The sequence below is a fragment of the Streptomyces sp. BYX5S genome (genome assembly GCF_054724165.1).
In genome coordinates, this window is sequence record NZ_CM138829.1 from 7,108,776 (window position 1) to 7,127,365 (window position 18,590).

17 protein-coding genes are annotated in these 18,590 nt (G+C 69.9%); 8 read left to right on the forward strand and 9 right to left on the reverse strand.

What is annotated here, in order from left to right:
• Positions 1 to 49: 49 nt before the first annotated feature.
• Positions 50 to 244 carry a hypothetical protein gene (locus ACYBSK_RS31990; RefSeq protein ID WP_457480735.1) on the reverse strand — a complete coding sequence of 65 codons (195 nt, stop codon included), beginning with the start codon at positions 242 to 244 and terminating at the stop codon, positions 50 to 52.
• A gap of 364 nt (positions 245 to 608) precedes the next feature.
• Between ACYBSK_RS31990 and ACYBSK_RS31995 the strand changes: the two genes are divergently transcribed.
• Positions 609 to 2,717: a S9 family peptidase gene (locus ACYBSK_RS31995; protein WP_460244178.1), complete on the forward strand. Its 2,109-nt coding sequence runs from the start codon at positions 609 to 611 to the stop codon at positions 2,715 to 2,717.
• Positions 2,718 to 2,850: 133 nt separating this feature from the next.
• On the opposite strand, the gene ACYBSK_RS32000 is transcribed toward ACYBSK_RS31995, so the two are convergent.
• The 5 genes from ACYBSK_RS32000 to ACYBSK_RS32020 are packed head-to-tail and all read right to left on the reverse strand — an operon-like array spanning position 2,851 to position 8,489.
• Entirely contained in the window at positions 2,851 to 4,011 is a 1,161-nt protein-coding gene (locus tag ACYBSK_RS32000) for an ABC transporter ATP-binding protein (RefSeq protein WP_460244179.1), read from the reverse strand.
• Complete coding sequence (locus tag ACYBSK_RS32005; protein ID WP_460244180.1) at positions 3,995 to 4,990, reverse strand: ABC transporter ATP-binding protein; 996 nt, start codon at positions 4,988 to 4,990, stop codon at positions 3,995 to 3,997. The genes ACYBSK_RS32000 and ACYBSK_RS32005 overlap by 17 nt, the downstream gene beginning before the upstream one ends.
• Before the next feature lie 6 nt (positions 4,991 to 4,996).
• Positions 4,997 to 5,920 (reverse strand): ABC transporter permease, encoded by a 924-nt coding sequence (locus ACYBSK_RS32010; protein ID WP_457480739.1) that lies wholly within the window; start codon positions 5,918 to 5,920, stop codon positions 4,997 to 4,999.
• Complete coding sequence (locus tag ACYBSK_RS32015; protein WP_457480740.1) at positions 5,913 to 6,836, reverse strand: ABC transporter permease; 924 nt, start codon at positions 6,834 to 6,836, stop codon at positions 5,913 to 5,915. The genes ACYBSK_RS32010 and ACYBSK_RS32015 overlap by 8 nt, the downstream gene beginning before the upstream one ends.
• Positions 6,837 to 6,872: 36 nt before the next feature.
• Positions 6,873 to 8,489 carry a peptide ABC transporter substrate-binding protein gene (locus ACYBSK_RS32020; protein WP_460244181.1) on the reverse strand — a complete coding sequence of 539 codons (1,617 nt, stop codon included), beginning with the start codon at positions 8,487 to 8,489 and terminating at the stop codon, positions 6,873 to 6,875.
• A 161-nt stretch (positions 8,490 to 8,650) separates the two neighbouring features.
• On the opposite strand from ACYBSK_RS32020, the gene ACYBSK_RS32025 reads away from it, so the two are divergent.
• The 7 genes from ACYBSK_RS32025 (at position 8,651) to ACYBSK_RS32055 (ending at position 16,175) form a co-directional block, all read left to right on the forward strand.
• Positions 8,651 to 9,049, forward strand: a complete 399-nt coding sequence (locus tag ACYBSK_RS32025; RefSeq protein WP_460244182.1) for a YunG family protein — start codon at positions 8,651 to 8,653, stop codon at positions 9,047 to 9,049.
• A 246-nt stretch (positions 9,050 to 9,295) separates the two neighbouring features.
• The gene (locus tag ACYBSK_RS32030; RefSeq protein ID WP_460244183.1) at positions 9,296 to 10,327 is read left to right on the forward strand and encodes an ABC transporter permease; all 1,032 of its coding nucleotides are present in this window, start codon (positions 9,296 to 9,298) and stop codon (positions 10,325 to 10,327) included.
• Positions 10,328 to 10,375: 48 nt separating this feature from the next.
• A complete protein-coding gene (locus ACYBSK_RS32035; protein ID WP_460244184.1) occupies positions 10,376 to 12,163 on the forward strand; it encodes an ABC transporter substrate-binding protein in 1,788 nt (595 codons plus the stop codon).
• A 108-nt stretch (positions 12,164 to 12,271) separates the two neighbouring features.
• Positions 12,272 to 13,252 carry an ABC transporter permease gene (locus ACYBSK_RS32040; RefSeq protein ID WP_457480745.1) on the forward strand — a complete coding sequence of 327 codons (981 nt, stop codon included), beginning with the start codon at positions 12,272 to 12,274 and terminating at the stop codon, positions 13,250 to 13,252.
• Positions 13,253 to 13,263: 11 nt separating this feature from the next.
• Positions 13,264 to 14,301 carry an ABC transporter ATP-binding protein gene (locus tag ACYBSK_RS32045; protein WP_460244185.1) on the forward strand — a complete coding sequence of 346 codons (1,038 nt, stop codon included), beginning with the start codon at positions 13,264 to 13,266 and terminating at the stop codon, positions 14,299 to 14,301.
• Positions 14,302 to 14,332: 31 nt separating this feature from the next.
• The gene (locus ACYBSK_RS32050; RefSeq protein WP_460244186.1) at positions 14,333 to 15,370 is read left to right on the forward strand and encodes an ABC transporter ATP-binding protein; all 1,038 of its coding nucleotides are present in this window, start codon (positions 14,333 to 14,335) and stop codon (positions 15,368 to 15,370) included.
• Positions 15,371 to 15,587: 217 nt separating this feature from the next.
• Complete coding sequence (locus tag ACYBSK_RS32055; RefSeq protein WP_457480748.1) at positions 15,588 to 16,175, forward strand: Uma2 family endonuclease; 588 nt, start codon at positions 15,588 to 15,590, stop codon at positions 16,173 to 16,175.
• Here the strand turns inward: ACYBSK_RS32055 and ACYBSK_RS32060 are convergent.
• Genes ACYBSK_RS32060 through ACYBSK_RS32070 form a run of 3 tightly spaced genes read right to left on the reverse strand, consistent with a single transcriptional unit; the run spans position 16,085 to position 18,537 of the window.
• The gene (locus tag ACYBSK_RS32060) at positions 16,085 to 17,449 is read right to left on the reverse strand and encodes an MFS transporter (protein WP_460244187.1); all 1,365 of its coding nucleotides are present in this window, start codon (positions 17,447 to 17,449) and stop codon (positions 16,085 to 16,087) included. The two genes, ACYBSK_RS32055 and ACYBSK_RS32060, sit on opposite strands and share 91 nt — an antisense overlap.
• A complete protein-coding gene (locus ACYBSK_RS32065) occupies positions 17,446 to 18,066 on the reverse strand; it encodes an ArsR/SmtB family transcription factor (RefSeq protein WP_457480750.1) in 621 nt (206 codons plus the stop codon). Before ACYBSK_RS32065 ends, ACYBSK_RS32060 begins: the two co-directional genes overlap by 4 nt.
• 51 nt (positions 18,067 to 18,117) lie before the next feature.
• Positions 18,118 to 18,537, reverse strand: a complete 420-nt coding sequence (locus ACYBSK_RS32070; RefSeq protein ID WP_460244188.1) for a VOC family protein — start codon at positions 18,535 to 18,537, stop codon at positions 18,118 to 18,120.
• Between the last annotated feature and the right edge of the window lie 53 nt (positions 18,538 to 18,590).

Sequence of the window (18,590 nt, forward strand, 5' to 3'; positions counted from 1 at the left end):
CGACGGCCGGTCCGGGCGGAGCGTGAGCCGCCGAGCCGGGACGTGAGCTCTAGAAACTGATGCCGCCGACCATCTCCGCCACGTTCGTCGTCAGCTCCTTGATCGTGGGAGCGATGGACGAACTGGCCAGATAGAAACCGAGGAGCATGCACACCACGGCGTGTCCCGCTTTCAGTCCCGACTTCTTGATCAGGATGAAGACGATGATCGCGAACAGCACCACGGCCGAGATCGAGAGTGCCACAGCGGTCCTCCTCCAAAGTGATCCGGTCGCCGACGGACTCGTACCCACACAGCGCTAACGATCATAACTATCCGTCGCCGCGCATGAGTCGTCATTGGGGAGCACGCGATGCGACCGGGAGCGCACGGGGGCGCGCGGGCCTCTTCTCTCCTAGGGCCTGTCGTGTGGATCAGGCCGGATCAGGGAGCGGGGGCAATGGGGTCTCCCCTGCTCGAGCGGAGCCGAGAGCTTGGGGAAGCGTGCGATCGCAAGGCGGAGGAGGGCGTCGACGCGGAGCGTCGGCAACCGACGACAACGCCGCGAGCGCGCGTGCCAGCCCCCGCGAGCCCGGCCTGATCCAAACGACAGGCCCTAGGCTTCATGGATGACCATCGAGACCTTCCCCCGTCAGCACGCGCGCACGCAGCGGTTCACCCTGGGGGCGCCGCGCGCCTTCACGGTGGCGCCGGACGGCGAGCGTGTCGTCTTCCTGCGGTCCTCCTCCGGCTCCGATCGGGCGAACGCGCTGTGGGTGCTTGACGTGGCGAGCGGTCAGGAGCGGGTGGCCGCCGACCCGGTGGCGCTGCTCGGCGGGGCGGCGGAGAACCTGTCGGCGGCGGAGCGGGCCCGGCGCGAGCGCAGCCGGGAGGGCGGCGCGGGCATCGTGGGCTACGCGACGGACGCCGCCGCCGAGTTGGCCGCTTTCGCCCTGTCGGGGCGACTGTTCACGGCGGAGCTGCGCGCGGGCACGGCGCGGGAACTGCGGGTGCCGGGACCGGTGTTGGACCCGCGCCCCTCTCCCGACGGCCGGCACATCGCGTACGTGTCCGGGGGCGCGCTGCGGGTCGTCGGGGCGGAGGGCGAGGACGACCGGGCGCTCGCCGAGCCGGAGTCGGAGACGGTGACGTACGGGCTCGCGGAGTTCATCGCGGCCGAGGAGATGTCCCGGTACCGGGGCCACTGGTGGTCCCCCGAGTCGGACCGGCTGCTCGTGGCCCGCGCCGACGACGCGGAGGTGCACCGCTGGTGGATCGCCGACCCCGCGCACCCGGACCGGGAGCCGGCCCGCGTCGCCTACCCCTCGGCGGGCACGCCCAACGCCGAGGTGCGGCTCTTCGCGTACGGCCTGGACGGGACCCGTACCGAGATCACCTGGGACCGCACGGCGTATCCGTACCTCGCGCGCGTGCACTGGTCGGCGGACGGCGCGCCGCTGCTCCTGGTGCAGGCCCGCGACCAGCGCAGCGCGCTCTACCTGGCCGTGCACACGGACGACGGTTCGACGCGGATGGTGCACGCCGACGAGGACGACCAGTGGCTGGAGCTGCTGCCCGGGGTGCCGTGCTGGTCGCCGAGCGGGCAGCTGGTGCGGATCGCCGACGAGGGTGGCGCGCGGGTCCTCGCGGTGGGCGAACGGCCGCTGACCGGGCCCCAGTTGCACGTGCGGGCGGTCCTGGACGTGGGTGAGAGCGACGTCCTCGTCTCCGCCTCGGCGGGGGCCGACGCCGAGGTCCCGGAGACCGGCGAGGTGCACGTCTACCGGGTCAACGAACTGGGGTGGCGGCGCGTCTCCACGGAGCCCGGCGCGCACTCCGCGGTCCGCTCCGGGGACGTCACGGTCCTCGTCTCGGCGACGCCGGACTCCCCCGGCGCACGGGCGCGCGTGGAGCGCGAGGGCAAGCACGTCGCGGACATCGTCTCGCACGCCGAACGCCCGCTGCTCTCCCCGCGCCTGACACTGACGGAGGCCGAGGGCATCCCGTGCGCGGTCCTGCTCCCCTCCTCGTACCAGGAGGGGGACGGCCCGCTGCCGGTGCTGATGGACCCGTACGGCGGTCCGCACGGGCAGCGGGTGGTGGCGGCCCACAATCCGCATCTGACCTCGCAGTGGTTCGCCGACCAGGGCTTCGCGGTGATCGTCGCGGACGGCCGGGGCGCGCCCGGCACCTCGCCCGGCCGCGAGAAGTCGATCCACGGCGACTTCACGCTCACCCTCGACGACCAGGTCACGGCGTTGCACGCGCTGGCGGACCGGTTCCCGCTCGACCTGTCCAAGGTGGCGATGCGGGGCTGGAGTTACGGCGGTTACCTGTCGGCGCTGGCCGTGCTGCGCCGCCCCGACGTCTTCCACGCGGGCATCGCGGGCGCCCCGGTCACGGACTGGCGGCTGTACGACACGCACTACACGGAGCGGTACCTGGGCGACCCGGCCGTGGCCCCGCAGACGTACGCGAAGAGTTCCCTGGTGACCGACGACGGGCTGTCCGAGGCCGCCGAGCAGCATCGGCCGATGCTCGTCGTGCACGGCCTCGCGGACGACAACGTGGTGGTGGCGCACGCCCTGCGGCTGTCGTCGGCGCTCCTCGCGGACGGGCGCCCGCACGAGGTGCTGCCGCTGTCCGGGGTGACCCACATGACGCCGCAGGAGCAGGTCGCGGAGAATCTGCTGCTGCTCCAGGTCGACTTCCTGAAGCGCTCGCTCGGCCTGGCCTGAGACGGGTCCGGGCCGGAGCGACATGGCGCGCTCCGGCCCGGTTCTACGGCACCCGCACGGCCGTACACGAGACACTGTGGCGCTCGTACATATCGGTGCCGGGTCGGACGGGTTGCCTGTGTGTAAAGGACTGTCAGGGGCGCTCTTCCTCTGTCGGCACGACCTGCTTCTCCTCGGCGAAGTGGCAGGCCGACGGGTGGTTCGCGGGGGTGGCGCCGCCCCGGAAGACCTCCGGCACGGCGAGCAGCGGTTCCTCGTCGGCGCACTTGTCCTGCGCCTTCCAGCAGCGGGTGCGGAAGCGGCAGCCGGAGGGCGGGTTGGCGGGCGAGGGCACGTCGCCGGTGAGGATGATGCGCTCGCGGCCCTCGCGCGCCTCCGGGTCCGGCACGGGCACCGCGGAGAGCAGCGCCTGCGTGTAGGGGTGGGTGGGGTGGTCGTAGATCTCGGCGTCGGAGCCGATCTCGACGATGCGCCCCAGGTACATCACGCCGACCCGGTCGGAGATGTGCCGCACGATCGACAGATCGTGCGCGATGAACACGTACGACAGGTCGAACTCGCTCTGGAGCCGGTCCAGGAGGTTGACCACCTGCGCCTGCACCGACACGTCGAGGGCGGACACCGGCTCGTCGGCGACGATGATCTCGGGGCGCAGCGCGAGGCCGCGCGCGATGCCGATGCGCTGGCGCTGGCCGCCGGAGAACTGGTGCGGGTAGCGGTTGATGTACTCGGGGTTGAGGCCGACGACGTCGAGCAGGTCCTGGACCTTCCTGCGCCGGTCGCCCTTGGGCGCCACCTCGGGGTGGATCTCGTACGGCTCGCCGATGATGTCGCCGACCGTCATGCGGGGGTTGAGCGAGGTGTACGGGTCCTGGAACACCATCTGGATGTTGCGGCGGACGGCCTTCAGGGCGCGCCCCGACAGCTTGGTGATGTCCTCGCCCTTGTACTTGATGACGCCGGCCGTGGGGTGTTCGAGGTTGACCAGCATCTTCGCGACCGTGGACTTGCCGCAGCCGGACTCGCCGACGATGCCGAGCGTCTCGCCCTGCCCGAGGTCGAAGTCGACGCCGTCGACGGCCTTGACCGAGCCGATCTGCTTCTTGACGAGGATGCCCCGGGTGAGCGGGTAGTGCTTGGTCAGCCCGCGGACCTGGAGGAGCGGTTCGTGGCCGGAGGGCGAGCCGTGCGCCGCGTAGTCGTTCTCGGCCTGCGCCTTGTGGAGGAGGTGCGTGGCGATCCGGCCCTCGCGCTTCAGGTCGTCCTTGCTGACGTGCTTAGCGTGTTGCGGCATCGAGCGTCTCCTTCCAGAAGTGGCAGGCGCTGCGGCGGCCCTCGGAGACCTCGGCGAGCGGCGGGACGTCGGTGCGGCACACGTCCTGGGCCATCGGGCAGCGCGGGTTGAAGGCGCAGCCGGGCGGGATGTTCATGAGGTTCGGCGGGAGCCCCTTGATGGCGAAGAGCTCCTGCCCCTTCTGGTCGAGGCGCGGGATCGATTCGAGCAGGCCCTTGGTGTACGGGTGGGCGGGCGCCTTGTAGATCTCGTGCACCGGGGCCTGCTCGACGATCCGGCCCGCGTACATGACCGCGATCTTGTCGGCGACGTCCGCGACGACGCCGAGGTCGTGGGTGATGAGGATGAGCCCCATGTTGAGCTCGCGCTGGAGCTCGGCGAGGAGGTCCATCACCTGGGCCTGCACGGTGACGTCGAGGGCCGTCGTCGGTTCGTCGGCGATGATCAGCGAGGGCTCCAGGGCGAGCGCCATCGCGATCATGATGCGCTGGCGCATGCCGCCGGAGAACTGGTGCGGGTACTGGCTCACCCGTTCCTTCGCGGCCGGGATGCGCACCCGGTCCATCAGCTCGACGGCCCTGGCGCGCGCGTCCTTCTTCGACATCCCCCGGTGGACGACGAACATCTCGCCGAGCTGTTCGCCCACGCTCAGCACGGGGTTCAGCGAGGACAGCGCGTCCTGGAAGATCATCGCCATCTCGGCGCCGCGGATCCTGCGCCGCTCCTCTTCCTTGAGCTTCAGCAGGTCCCGGCCCTTGAACAGGATCTCGCCGCCCGAGATCCGGCCGGGCGGCATGTCGAGGATGCCCATGACGGCCTGCGCGGTGACGGACTTGCCGCTTCCCGACTCACCGAGCACGGCGAGCGTCTCGCCCTCGTCGACGGTGTAGTTGACGCCGTTGACCGCCTTCGCGACGCCGTCGCGGGTACGGAACTCGACGTGCAGGTCGCGTACTTCCAGCAGGGCTGTGTTCGGCATGGTCCGCTACCTCAGCTTGGGGTCGAGGGCGTCGCGCACCGCGTCGCCGAGCATGATGAACGCGAGGACCGTGAGGGCCAGGGCGCCTGCCGGATACAGCAGCATGTGCGGGGTGTTGCGGATGTACGGGGCGGCGTTGGAGATGTCGATGCCCCAGGAGACGGCGGGCGGCTTGAGGCCGACGCCGAGGAACGACAGCGTCGCCTCCAGGGCGATGTACGTGCCGAGCGCGATGGTCGCGACGACGATCACCGGGGCGACCGCGTTCGGCAGGATGTGGCGCAGCAGGATCCGGGAGTTGGAGGCGCCGAGCGTGCGCGCGGCGTGCACGTAGTCGTTCTCCTTGACCGTGATGACGGAGCCGCGCGCGATGCGGGAGATCTGCGGCCAGCCCAGCAGCACGATGAATCCGACGACGGGCCACACCGTCGTCGACGTCACCACGGACAGCAGCACGAGACCGCCGAGGACGACCGGGATGCCGAAGAACACGTCGGCGACACGGGACAGCAGGGCGTCCGCCCACCGCCCGTAGAACCCGGCGAGCGCGCCGAGGATCCCGCCGAGCAGGGCGACGCCCGCGGTGGCGCAGATGCCGACGGTGATCGAGGCGCGGGCCCCGTACACCGTGCGCGTGTAGACGTCGCAGCCCTGGGCGTCGTAGCCGAAGGGGTGTCCGGAGGAGGCGGTCTCCTGGCCGTGGGCGAGGTCGCAGTCGTTGGGGTCGCCGCTCGTGAAGAGCTGCGGCCAGATCGCGACGATCACCAGGAACAGGATGATCAGCGCCGAGACGATGAAGACGGGGTTGCGGCGCAGCGAGCGCCAGGCGTCCGACCACAGTGAGCGCGCGGGCCCCTCGGCGCCACCGCCCTCGGGCGTGCCGGGCGTCAGGTGGGCCTCGACGGTGACCGGGGTGACGGGCTCAGGCATAGCGGATCCTCGGGTCAAGGACGGCGTAGAGCAGGTCGACGATGAGGTTGGCGAGCAGGAAGACGATCACCAGGACGGTGACGAAGCCGACCACGGTCGGCGAGGACTGGTGCAGGATGCCCTGGTAGAGCTGGTAGCCGACGCCGCGGATGTTGAAGATCCGCTCGGTCACGATGGCCCCGCCCATCAGGGCGCCGATGTCGGTGCCGATGAAGGTGACCACCGGGATCAGCGAGTTGCGCAGCAGGTGCCGCCAGATGATGCGGCGCCGCGGCAGGCCCTTGGCGACGGCGGTGCGGACGTAGTCGGAGCGGGCGTTCTCGGCGACGGAGGTGCGGGTCAGCCGGGTCACGTACGCGAGGGAGACCGAGGCGAGGACGAGGCCCGGCAGGATCAGCTCGTCGATCGGCGCCTCGTACGCCACCGAGGGTTTGACGATGCCCCACTGCATGCCGAACAGGAGCTGGGCGACGAGCCCGGTCACGAACGTCGGCACCGAGATGACGACCAGGGTGAGGATCAGCACCCCGGTGTCGATGGGCTTGCCGCGGCGCAGCCCGGTGATGACGCCGAGGCCGATGCCGATGACGATCTCGAAGACGATCGCCACGAGCGTCAGCTTGATGGTGACGGGATAGGCGCGCAGCAGCAGGTCGGCCACCGAGTCGCCGTTGAAGGCGGTGCCGAAGTCGCCCTGGAAGATGTTGCCGAGGTAGATCAGGTACTGCTGCACCAGCGGCTTGTCGAGGTTGAACTCCGCGCGCAGCTGGGCCTGGGTGGCCGGGTCGCAGGCCTTGTCGCCGCAGAGCGCCGCCGTCGGGTCGCCCATGACGTTGACCATGAGGAAGATCAGCAGCGTGGTGCCGATGAACACCGGGATCATCTGCAGCAGCCGTCGGATCACATAGCGGCCCACGGCACCTCCCTCGGGTACGCGGGTCGGCGGGCGGTGTCAGTCATTGACGGTCATCTCCTCGAAGACCGGCACGCTGAAGGGGTTGAGCTTCACGTCGTGCACGCGGGTGCCGTAGACGGCGGTGCCGTTCTGGTACCAGAGCGGGATGGCGGGGAGCTGCTCGGCGAGGATCTTCTCCGAGTCCTGGAAGTCCTTGATGGCGCTGTCGGGGTCCGGGTCCGCGTTGGCCTTGTTGATCAGCGCGTCGAACTCCTTGTCGCTCCACTTGCCGTCGTTGCTGGGGGCGCCCGTGGTGTAGACGGGCTGGAGGAAGTTCTGGATCAGCGGGTAGTCCATCTGCCAGCCGCTGCGGAAGGGGCCGGTGAACTTGCCGCTCTGGATCTGGGTGCGGAAGTCGGCGAAGGTGCCCACCGGGTTGCCGACGCAGGCCTTCGAGTTGCCGAGGGCCCGGTTGATGCTGTTGCAGATGGCGTCGATCCACTGCTTGTGGTTGCCGGTGTCGGCGTTGTAGCTGAGGACGAGCTTGCCGTGCGGGAAGCCGCCGGCCTCCTCGATCAGCCGCTTGGCCTGCTCGGGGTCGTAGGTGCAGCGGTCGCCGCAGATGTCGGGGTTGTAGCCGCCCTCTTCGCGCAGGACCGGGGAGGTCCAGTCCTTCGCCGGGATGCGGGTCTTCTGGAAGATCTTGTCGGTGATCTGCTCGCGGTTGATGGCGAGCGAGATGCCCCGGCGGACCTTCAGGGCGTCGGCCGTGTCCCATTCCTTGTCGTACATGGGGAACATCAGCGTCTGGATGATGCCGGCGGGGGTGTTGATGTACCGGTCGCCGACGTCCTTGTGGAGGTTGCTGAGCTGCTCGGCGGGGACGGCGTCGGTGACGTCGAGCTGACCGGCCACGACGTCGGTGTACGCGGTGTTGTCGTCGGTGTAGACGAGCAGGTCGACGCCCTTGTTGCGGGGTTTGGTGCCGTTGTACTCGTCGTTGACGCGCAGCTTCATGCGGCCGCCGCGCTCGTAGCTCGTCACCTCGTAGGGGCCGTTGCCGAAGGGCTTCTCCAGCCACGCGTCGTGGTCGCTGAAGAACTTCTCGGGCAGCGGGGAGAAGGCGGCGTAGCCGAGCATGTCGGGGAAGAGCGAGAACTTCTGGTTGAGCTTGATCGTGAAGTGCAGGTCGTCGACGATCCTGAGCCCCGACAGCTTCTTCGCGGTGGGTTTGCCCTCGGTGGGGTGGAGCTTGTCGTAGCCGTCGATGTAGCCGAAGAAGTCGGCGCCGATCTGCGCGTTCGGCAGGTAGGCGGCGTAGTTCCAGGCGTCCACGAAGGACCGCGCGGTGACCTTGGAGCCGTCGGAGAACTTCCAGCCGTCCTTGAGGGTGACCTTGAAGTTCTGTGCGTCGTCGCTGGTGATCGACTTGGCGACGGCGTACTCGGGCTCGGCGGTCTCGGGGTTGTAGACCTTGAGGCCCCGGAAGATCATGTCGAGGACCTTGCCGCCGTTGACCTCGTTGGTGTTGGCGGGTTCGAGGGGGTTCTGCGGGTCTCCCCACTTCGCCCGTACGATGCCCGACTCGGTGGCCGTGGCGCCGCAGGACGCCAGCCAGGGCACGGCCAGCAGCAGGGCGGCGGCCAGGGCGCCGGTACGCAGGCCGAGGCGCATCAGGGTCCTCCAGAGGGCGGTCAGGGGACGAGCCTTGGGCCCATTGGACCCGCGGGGCGGCCGATACGCCTGTTGTGTCACCCATCTGAGGGCATGCCCGTGCCGCGGGAGGACGGCGTGACGGTCCGGGCGTTGTCAGTGGCCGCTGGCATGCTGCGCGCATGACGACGGAGCCCTCGACGAAGATCTGGTCCCTGCTCGACCTGGACGCCGCCCTGCGCTCGGCCTGGGCCGCCGACACCACCTCGCCGGACGGGGCGCACCGGTGGTCGCCCAAGAACCCGGCCTGGGGGCAGTGCGACATCACCGCGCTGGTGGTGAACGACCTGTTCGGCGGGGACCTGATGTGCGGGGAGGTGTATCTGACGGACGGCACGCAGGAGGGCTACCACTGGTGGAACCGGCTGCCGTCGGGCATCGAGCTGGATCTGACGCGGGAGCAGTTCCGGCTCGGCGAGCGGGTGACCAACGCGCGTGTGGTGGTCCGTCCGCCGGGTCCGCTGAAGCGTCGCTGGGAGGAGTATTTGATCCTGCGGGAGCGGGTAGGGGTGTACGCATAGCGAGACGTTCGCGTCCGTATATCGAACCGGTCGCCCCAATTCGCCCGCACAAGTCACCCTTTGCCTCCCCGGTTTCATCAAGGTCACGCCAGGGGTCCGCCTACGCGGAGCAAAGGCAGGGCCAAGGATTCAAAGACGGGATCAAGACCTCAGGAATTCATTGACCGGACATCTGGGCCTTGAAAAAGTCCGCCTGAGCGCACGGGTCGCCCCGTGCCCATGTGGACCCTCAGGGCCTGGAGCACCATGACGACCCCAACTCCCCCCGCCACCTCCTCCCTTGAGGTGGTGGTGGACGACGCACCTTCCGGGACGGCGATACCGTCCCCCGCCCGCGGTGACGAGAGCCTCTCCCCCGGCAAGCTCGCCTGGCGGCGCTTCAAGCGGGACCGCACCGGCGTGGTCTCGGCCTACGTGGTCGGCTTCTTCGTCCTGATCGCGCTCCTCGCGCCCCTCATCGCCAAGCTGTACGGCAAGGACCCGTACACCACGTACGGGATGAACCAGGGCGGGCTGCTCAACGACTTCGGGTACCCGGTCAGGGCCAACGGCGGCATCAGCGGCCAGTTCTGGTTCGGCATCGAGCCCCAGCTCGGCCGGGACGTCTTCACGTTCCTGCTCTACGGGATCCGCAACTCGCTGTTCATCGCGGGCGTCGCGACGATCCTGACCACCGTGCTCGGCATCGTCATCGGGGTCAGCGCCGGCTATCTCGGCGGCAGGACCGACTACTTCGTCGGCTGGGTCATCGACATCCTCCTGGCCTTCCCGCAGACCCTGTTCTTCATCGCCTTCTGGCCGGTCGTCATCTCGATCTTCGTGTCGCCGGAGGACAACACCCCGGTGTGGCTGACCGTCACCAGTCTGATCCTGGTGATGACCGCATTCGGCTGGTCGTCGGTGGCTCGACTGCTCAGGGGCGAGGTACTCGCCCTGCGCGAGCGGGAGTTCGTGGAGGCGGCGAAGGTCACCGGGGCCTCCCCCGCGCGGATCATCTTCAAGGAGCTGCTCCCCAACCTGTGGACGCCGATCCTGATCCAGGCGACCCTCGCGCTCCCCATGTACGTCACCACCGAGGCGGGTCTCGCCTTCGTGGGCGTCGGGCTCACCAACCCCACGCCGGACTGGGGCGTGATGCTCCAGAACGCCGCCAAGACCTACCAGGCCGACATCACCTTCATGCTCATTCCCGGCCTGTCGATGGTGATCTTCGTCCTCGCGTTCAACCTGCTCGGCGACTCGGTCCGGGACGCGATGGACCCCAAGACCAAGCGCTGACGCACCCCCGTTCAGCTCACCACCCAACCAGCACCAGGGCAGGAAGCCATGTCCCTTTCGCGGAGAAACTTCGTCATCGGCACGTCCGTGGCCATCGGCGCGAGCACGCTGCTCTCGGCGTGCAGCAGCGGCAACGCCGGCGGTGGCGGCAACAGCGGTGCCTCGGGCGGCGCCACCAAGTACACGGGCGCCAAGGTCGAGATCGGCACGGCCGACGACTCCCAGGGCCCGGCGCCCGAGGTCAAGGGCGCGCGCAAGGGCGGCACGATCTACGGCTACTCGCCGGACGACTTCTCGCACCTGGACCCGCAGCGCATCTACTACTCGTACAACTCGACGGTCGCGCTGCTCTACGCGCGCTGCCTCACCGGCTACAGGGTCGACTCGGCCGGGCACCAGAAGCTCGTCGGCGACCTCGCCACGGACACCGGCACCTCCTCCGACGGCAACAAGACGTGGACGTTCACGCTCAAGGACGGCCTCAAGTGGGACGACGGCAGCGAGCTGACCGTCGACGACGTGCGGCACGGCTTCGAGCGCGGCTGGGCCCCGTTCATCACCGAGGGCGCCACCTACGCGCAGATAGCCCTGACCGGCGACGACGCCAAGTGGCGTGACCAGTACGAGGGTCCGTACAAGGGCAAGCACCTGGACGCGATCGTCACGGACAAGAAGAAGAAGACGATCACCTTCCACCTCAAGGAAGCGCGCCCGGACTTCAACTTCACGCTGGCCATGCACAGCTACGCGGCGACCCCGGTGAAGCTGGACACCAAGGAGAAGTACGACAAGAACCCGGTCTCCAGCGGCCCGTACAAGGTCAAGGCGCACACCACCGACAAGTCGATGGTGCTGGTGCGCAACAAGCACTGGGACCCGGCGACGGACCCGATCCGCAACGCCTACCCGGACGGCTTCGAGTTCACCTTCGGCGTCGAGGGCCTCGACTCCACGGACCGCCTCATCGCGGACCAGGGCAAGGACCAGTACGCCGTCTCGATCTACAAGAGCATCCCGGCCGAGCGCATGCAGAAGGTGCTCAGCACGCCGGAGCTGAAGGAACGTACCTTCAACGGGCTGCTCACCGGCAGCTACTACTACGCCATCAACTGCAAGCGCGTCACCGACCTGACCGTGCGCCAGGCCCTCAACGTCGCTTGGCCGCTGGAGCAGATCCGCAAGATCTACGGCGGCGCCTCGGCCGGCGACTACGCGACCAGCATCCTCAGCCCGGACATCATCGGCTACGAGAAGTACGACCTCTACGGCAAGCTCAAGAAGCCCGCGGGCGACCCCAAGCGCGCCAAGGAGATGCTGAAGAAGGCCGGAAAGCTCGGCACGAAGATCGTCTACGCGTACGAGCAGGACCCGGTCTACGACAAGACCAAGGTCGTCATCGAGAACGCGCTGAAGGAAGCCGGCTTCAAGCCCGTCATGAAGCCGATCGACTCCACGACGTACTACGACCAGGTCCAGCAGATCGACAACAACTACGACGTCATGTGGTTCGGCTGGTCCCCGGACTGGCCGACCGCCTTCACCATGATGCAGCCGCTGTTCGACAGCGCCTCGATCGGCAACGGCATGAACAACGTCTCGCAGGTCAAGGTCGACTGGATCGACGAGGGCATCAAGAAGAACGAGGCCATCACCGACCAGGAGAAGGCCGGCAAGGCCTGGGCCGCGCTCGACCGGCGGATCATGAAGGAGGTCGCGCCGATCATCCCGGAGACCTTCCAGCGCCGCTGGTACATCAGCGGCTCCAAGGTCGGCGGCGCGATGTTCGACCCGAACTTCTCCGCCACGCTGCTCTACAAGACCTTCGTGAAGGCCTGACGAGCACCCCTTCCGGCGGGGGCGCCTTGCCCCCAGGGCGTCCCCGCCACCCTTCCTCTTCCAGGCCCCACCGAGGCCTGTCGGCATCCGTCAGGAAACCCAACTGCCATGCTCCGCTTCATCCTTCGACGCGCCATCGGCGCCCTGGTGATCCTCCTGATCATCAGCGCCATCGTGTTCGTCCTGTTCTACGCCGCCCCGCGCGACCCGGCCCGTATCGCCTGCGGCAAGGTCTGCACACCCGAGACGCTGGCGCTGGTGAAGAAGAACCTGGGGATCGCCGACCCGGTGCCGGTGCAGTACTGGCACTGGCTCCAGGGCCTGTTCGTGGGGCGCGACTACTCCTCGTTCGGCCACTGCCCGGCGCCGTGCCTCGGCTTCTCGTTCCAGAACCGCGAGCCGGTCCTCGGCACCATCCTCGACCGCTTCCCGACCACCATCTCGCTCTCCATCGGCTCCGCCGTGGTCTTCGTGATCTTCGGTGTCGGCACCGGCATGCTGGCCGCCGCCAAGCAGGGCAAGGCGCTCGACAAGGTCGCCAGCTCCGCCTCGCTGGTCGCCTCCTCGGTGCAGATCTACGTCGTCGGCATCATCGCCACGTACTACCTGGTCGACCAGTGGCACCTGATGGACCGCGCCTCGTACACGCCGTTCACGCAGAACCCGGCCGCCTGGGCCAAGGGGCTGCTGCTGCCGTGGATCGTGCTCTCCCTGATCTGGACGGCCAACTACACGCGCATGACGCGCTCCCAGATGGTCGAGAAGCTGACCGAGGACTACGTGCGCACGGCCCGCGCCAAGGGCCTGTCCCGGCGCACCGTCTTCTTCCGGTTCGCCTGGCGCGGCGCGATGGCGCCGATCGTCACCATCTTCGGCATGGACCTCGGCCTGCTGCTCGGCGGCGCGATCATCACCGAGTCCACGTTCAGCCTCCAGGGCATCGGCCTGCTGTCCGTGAAGGCCGTGTCCACCAACGACCTGCCGACGCTGCTCGGCGTCGTCCTCGTGGCCGCCGCGGCGATCGTCATCTTCAACATCGTGGTCGACGCCGTCTACGCCCTCATCGACCCGCGCGTGCGGCTGGCCTAGGAGCAACACCCATGAGCGCACCCTTCCTCGCCGTCGACGACCTGCGGGTCCACTTCTCCACGGAGGACGGCGTCGTCAAGGCCGTCGACGGTCTGAGCTTCCAGCTCGAGCGCGGCCGCACCCTCGGCATCGTCGGCGAGTCCGGCTCCGGCAAGTCCGTCACCAACATGGCGATCCTGGGCCTGCACGACCGCGCCCGCACCCACCTCGACGGCGAGATCGTCCTCGACGGGCAGGAGCTTCTCACCGCCTCCGAGCGGGAGCTGGAGAAGCTGCGGGGCAACAAGATGGCCATGATCTTCCAGGACGCCCTGGCCTCCCTGTCGCCGTACCACACCGTCGGCCGGCAGATCGCGGAGACGTACCGCAAGCACACCGGGGCCTCCAAGAAGGAGGGCCGGGACCGGGCGGTGGAGATGCTCACCAAGGTCGGCATCCCGCAGCCCGATCTGCGCGTGGACGACTACCCGCACCAGTTCTCCGGGGGCATGCGCCAGCGCGCGATGATCGCGATGGCGCTGGTCTGCGACCCGGCGCTGCTCATCGCGGACGAGCCGACGACGGCGCTCGACGTGACGGTGCAGGCCCAGATCATCGACCTGCTCAAGGACCTCCAGCAGGAGTTCGGCACGTCGATCGTCTTCATCACGCACGACCTCGGGGTCATCGCCGACATCGCGGACGACGTCCTGGTGATGTACGGCGGGCGGTGCGTGGAGCGCGGCACGAAGGAAGAGGTGCTGCGCAGGCCCCAGCACCCCTACACCTGGGGCCTGTTGGGCTCGATGCCGAGCCTGTCCGCCCCGGTCGACATCCCGCTGTCGCCCATCCCCGGCACCCCGCCGAGCCTGCTCAACCCGCCGACCGGCTGCCGCTTCCATCCGCGCTGCACCTTCGTGGAGCAGGTCGCGGACGGGCGCTGCACCACGCGGGAGCCGCGCCTCGACGCGGCCGGTGAGCGCGCGCCGGCGTGCCACCTGACGGCTCAGCAGCGCTCGGAGTTCTTCGCCGAGCTGACCGCGGTGAGTGCCGCGGCCCGGATCAACTGACGTACACACAGAGGGATTTCAGGGATTCACCATGAGCGACACGACTCCCCTGCTGGACGTCTCCGGCCTCACGAAGCACTTTCCCATCAAGGGCGGCTTCCCGATCCGCCGCACGGTCGGCGCCGTGCAGGCCGTGGACGGCCTCGACTTCCAGGTGGCGCGAGGGGAGAGCCTCGGCCTGGTCGGCGAGTCCGGCTGCGGCAAGTCGACGACCGGCCGTCTGATCACGCGGCTGCTCGAACCGACCGCCGGGAGGATCAGCTACCGCGGCCAGGACATCACGCACGCCGACCGCAAGCAGCTGGCGCCGGTCCGCTCGGAGATCCAGATGATCTTCCAGGACCCGTACGCGTCCCTGAACCCGCGGCACACCGTCGGCCGGATCGTCTCGGCGCCGATGGAGATCAACGGCATCGAGCCCGCGGGCGGCCGGGAGCGCCGCGTACGGGAACTCCTGGAGACGGTCGGCCTCAACCCCGAGCACTACAACCGTTTCCCGCACGAGTTCAGCGGCGGCCAGCGCCAGCGCATCGGTGTGGCGCGGGCGTTGGCGCTGGAGCCGAAGCTGATCGTGGCGGACGAGCCGGTGTCCGCGCTCGACGTGTCGATCCAGGCGCAGGTGGTGAACCTGCTCCAGGAGCTCCAGCGCGAGCTGGACATCGCGTTCGTCTTCATCGCCCACGACCTGGCCGTCGTCCGGCACTTCTCGCAGCGCGTGGCCGTGATGTACCTCGGCCGCATCGTCGAGATCGCGGACCGCGCCGACCTGTACGGCGGTCCGCGCCACCCGTACACCAAGGCGCTGCTCTCCGCGGTGCCCGAACCGAACGCCGACGACGCCGCCCCGGCCGTGGAGCGCATCCGCCTCACCGGCGACGTGCCCTCGCCCGTCAACCCGCCCTCCGGCTGCCGCTTCCGTACCCGCTGCTGGAAGGCGACGGAGGTGTGCGCGACGGAGGCGCCGCCGCTGGTGCGGGTCGAGGGCAGCCGCGAGGGGCACCTCACGGCGTGCCACCACCCGGAGGAGCCGGCCGCGGCGGCCGTCCCAGGGGCCCGCAAGGCCCTCTAGACTGCTTCTTCCCCCAAAGACCCCGGTACGGGGCCGCGGCACCACCCCATCCTCGCCCGGCTCCGTACGTCAGGAACCGGAACGTCGGCCCATTGACCCGAGCCATGGACGCTCCCGGTTCTCCGGGGAGAAGGCCCGCGCCGTTCGCTCGGCGCGGGCCTTCGTGCCGTTTCCGTCCCATGCGTGGGCCGGTGGTGGGGCGGCTACCGTGGGTGGCATGGACTACGCGAAGATGCGGCAGATCGCCGAGGAGCTGGCGGAGTACGCCCACCGTCTTGAGGGCTCCTGGAGCGTGGAGATCGGCGCCTCTGGTCCGATACTGGCGATGATGAGTCCCTCGAAGCGGCACGAGGGGACGGTTTGGCGCATCAGCAAGCAGCTCAATTCGCAGGTCCCCGTCACCCACCCCGGCCATGCATGCGTTCCGGGGCCCGAGGTCGAGCATCCCGCCATCGGGCGCATGCGCCGCCCCGACGCGGTAGTGATCCCGGAGGCGGCCCTGGACGAGGAGGGCCTCGCGGTCGACGCCTCCCAGGTCCTGGCGGTCATCGAGATCGTCTCCCCCTCCAACCCGGACAACGACTACCGCGACAAACTCGCCGACTATCCCTCCATGGGCATCGAGCACTACCTGATCGTCGACCCCCGCGTCGGCACCGTCGAGGTCCACTCCGACCCCGCCGACGGCCGCTACCGGTCGAAGGAGCCGTACATCTACGGCGACACGGTCCCCTTCGGCCCCTGGTCCGTGGACACCGCCGACTTCCGCCGGTACGGGAAGGCAGGCGGTGACGACGGACGCTGACCGGTCCGCCGTACCCACAGCAGCGCCCCGGCCGTCAGCGCGGCGCCGCCGAGCAGCCACGGCAGGGGGCCGGGCGGCAGTGTGCCGATGAGGAGTCCGGCGGCCGCGCCCACGAGTTGGAGTGCCAGGGACTGCACGGACAGTGCCGTCGCCCGGCCCTCGCGGCCCACCCTGTGGTGCAGCAGTTCGTTCTCGTTCGGGCCCGCCGCGCCGAGACCCAGGTAGACCAGGGCGTACCCGGCGACCGCGAGGACGGTGACGGCCGGGCCGGCGAAGGCGGCGGTGGCGCCGAGCAGCAGCAGGCCGAGGGCGGCCGCGCCCAGCGCCACCAGGACGGCCCGTTCGCCGCTGCCCGTGCGGCGTGCGGTGAGCGGGGCGAGGTGGCTGCCGAGGCCGGAGCAGACGTATCCGGCGCAGGCCAGGCCCGCGAAGACGACGGCGCCGGACTCGGAGGCGCCGGTGAGCGCGGCGGCCCGGCCCGGTGTGAGGAGTTCGAGGGTGAACAGGGCGGCGCCCGCCGCTCCCGCGCTGAGCAGCACGCGGCGCACGATCACGTCGCGGGCGGCCGGGCACAGCCCGTCGCGGACGGTGGCCGGGATGCCGCGCAGCACGCCGGAGAGGGTGGCGCGGGGGCGTGGGGGTTCGGGGAGGGCGAGCAGGACGTAGGCGACGAAGCCGACCTCGATGACCACGCCGAGCAGCATCGGTACGGCCAGCGGCACCACGTACCCGGACGTCGCCCCGGTGAGCCACGCTCCGGGGTTCGCGCCGAGCCCGAGCAGCCACGGCAGGGCGCCGCCGATCAGCGTGCCCACGGCGAGCGCGGCGGAGGAGGCGGCCGAGCCACGGGCGAGCCCGGTGCGCAGTTCGGCGCCGGGGCCCTCGGCGGCCTGCACGGTGTCCACGTACCAGGCCTCGGCGGGTCCCGTGGACAGGGCGCGTCCGGCGCCGAGCAGCACGCAGCCGAGGGCGACCGGGAGCGCGGTGGTGCCGAGGCCGATCAGGGCGAGGGCGGCGAGGTCGAGGAGGCCGGCGGCGGCGAGGACGGGGCGGCGGCCGAGGACGTCGGAGAGGCCGCCGGTGGGCAGTTCGAGGGCGGCGGCGGTGAGCGAGTGCGCGGCGACGAAGGCGGTGATGGCACTGAGCGCGAACCCGCGCTCGGTCAGGAGCAGCACCTTGGGCGCGATCGCGGCCCCGACCGGCAGCCAGAACAGGGCGCAGACGGTGGCGTACCGACGGCGCGCGGCGCGCGGGCCGGGTATCCGGGGGTTCACGGCGCGTCCGGGCCGGGGCCGGCGCCGTCCGCCTCGCGCGGCGCGAGCGGCAGTCCGGCCACGAGGAGGACGACCTGCTCGGCCTCCGGGTCCGCGGCGTCCCGCTCGGCCAGTTCCTCCAGCTTCGCGTCGACCGTGGCCATCAGCTCGGCCAGCGACCGGGCGGTGAGGCGGGGCATGGCGTCGGAGATGCCGGAGGGCTCCACCCACTCCGTGCCGAGGCGCCCCTCGGCGAGGTCCGCCTCGTGGCGGGCGAGGGAGCGGCCCAGGTGCTCGATCTGGCGGCCCCGCATCTCGCTGACGAAGTGGCGGGCGCCGGGCGAGCCGTGCATCGCCTCGTTGCTCCACGTGGTGACGGCGTGCACGGACCGCCAGCGCCGCTCGCGCCCGTCCCGGTGCTCGGCCTCCGCCACGAACCCGTACTTGGCGAGCACCCGCAGGTGGTAGCTGGTGGAGGCCGAGGACTCCCCCGCCTTCACCGCGAGCTCGGTCGCGGTGGCGGGCCCGTCGAGCCGCAACAGCCCGAGCAGCCGGATGCGCAGGGGGTGCGTCAGCGCCTTCAGCGCCGCCGCGTCCTGCTCGGGATCGAGTACGCGCTTGCGATTCTCATCGGCCATACCGGGAGCGTAGGCCGCCACCCGCACTCTGCAAAAGAGTTTTTGCAGAGTTTATTCGGCAATCCCCGGGGCAGGGCCTCGCTCCCCCGCCACCAGCTCCACCTCGAACCCGTCCGCGTTCTCCAGGAACGCCGCGTAGTGGCCCTCCCCGCCCGCGTACGGATGCCGCTCCGGGAACATCAGCCGCCAGCCGTGCCCGGCGGCCTCCTGCACGAGCCGGTCCACCGCCTCCGTGTCCTCGACGTGGAACGCGAGGTGGTTGAGGCCGGGGGCGAGGCGGTCGTGGCGGTCCGAACTCAGCGCGGACGACTGCTCGACGACGAGGTACGTCGGCCCGAGCCGCAGGCTGCACCCGTTCTCCCAGCGCTGCTCGGCGGCGTATCCCAGCTCCCCGAGCAGCCACCCGAGCGAGGCCTCGGCCCGGCCGAAGTCGGGAACCCACAGTTCGATGTGGTGCAGCGTGCCGTGCATGACGTTCCTCCAGGAACCGGTACCGGCGGACGGACGGGAAAAGCCGACCGGCC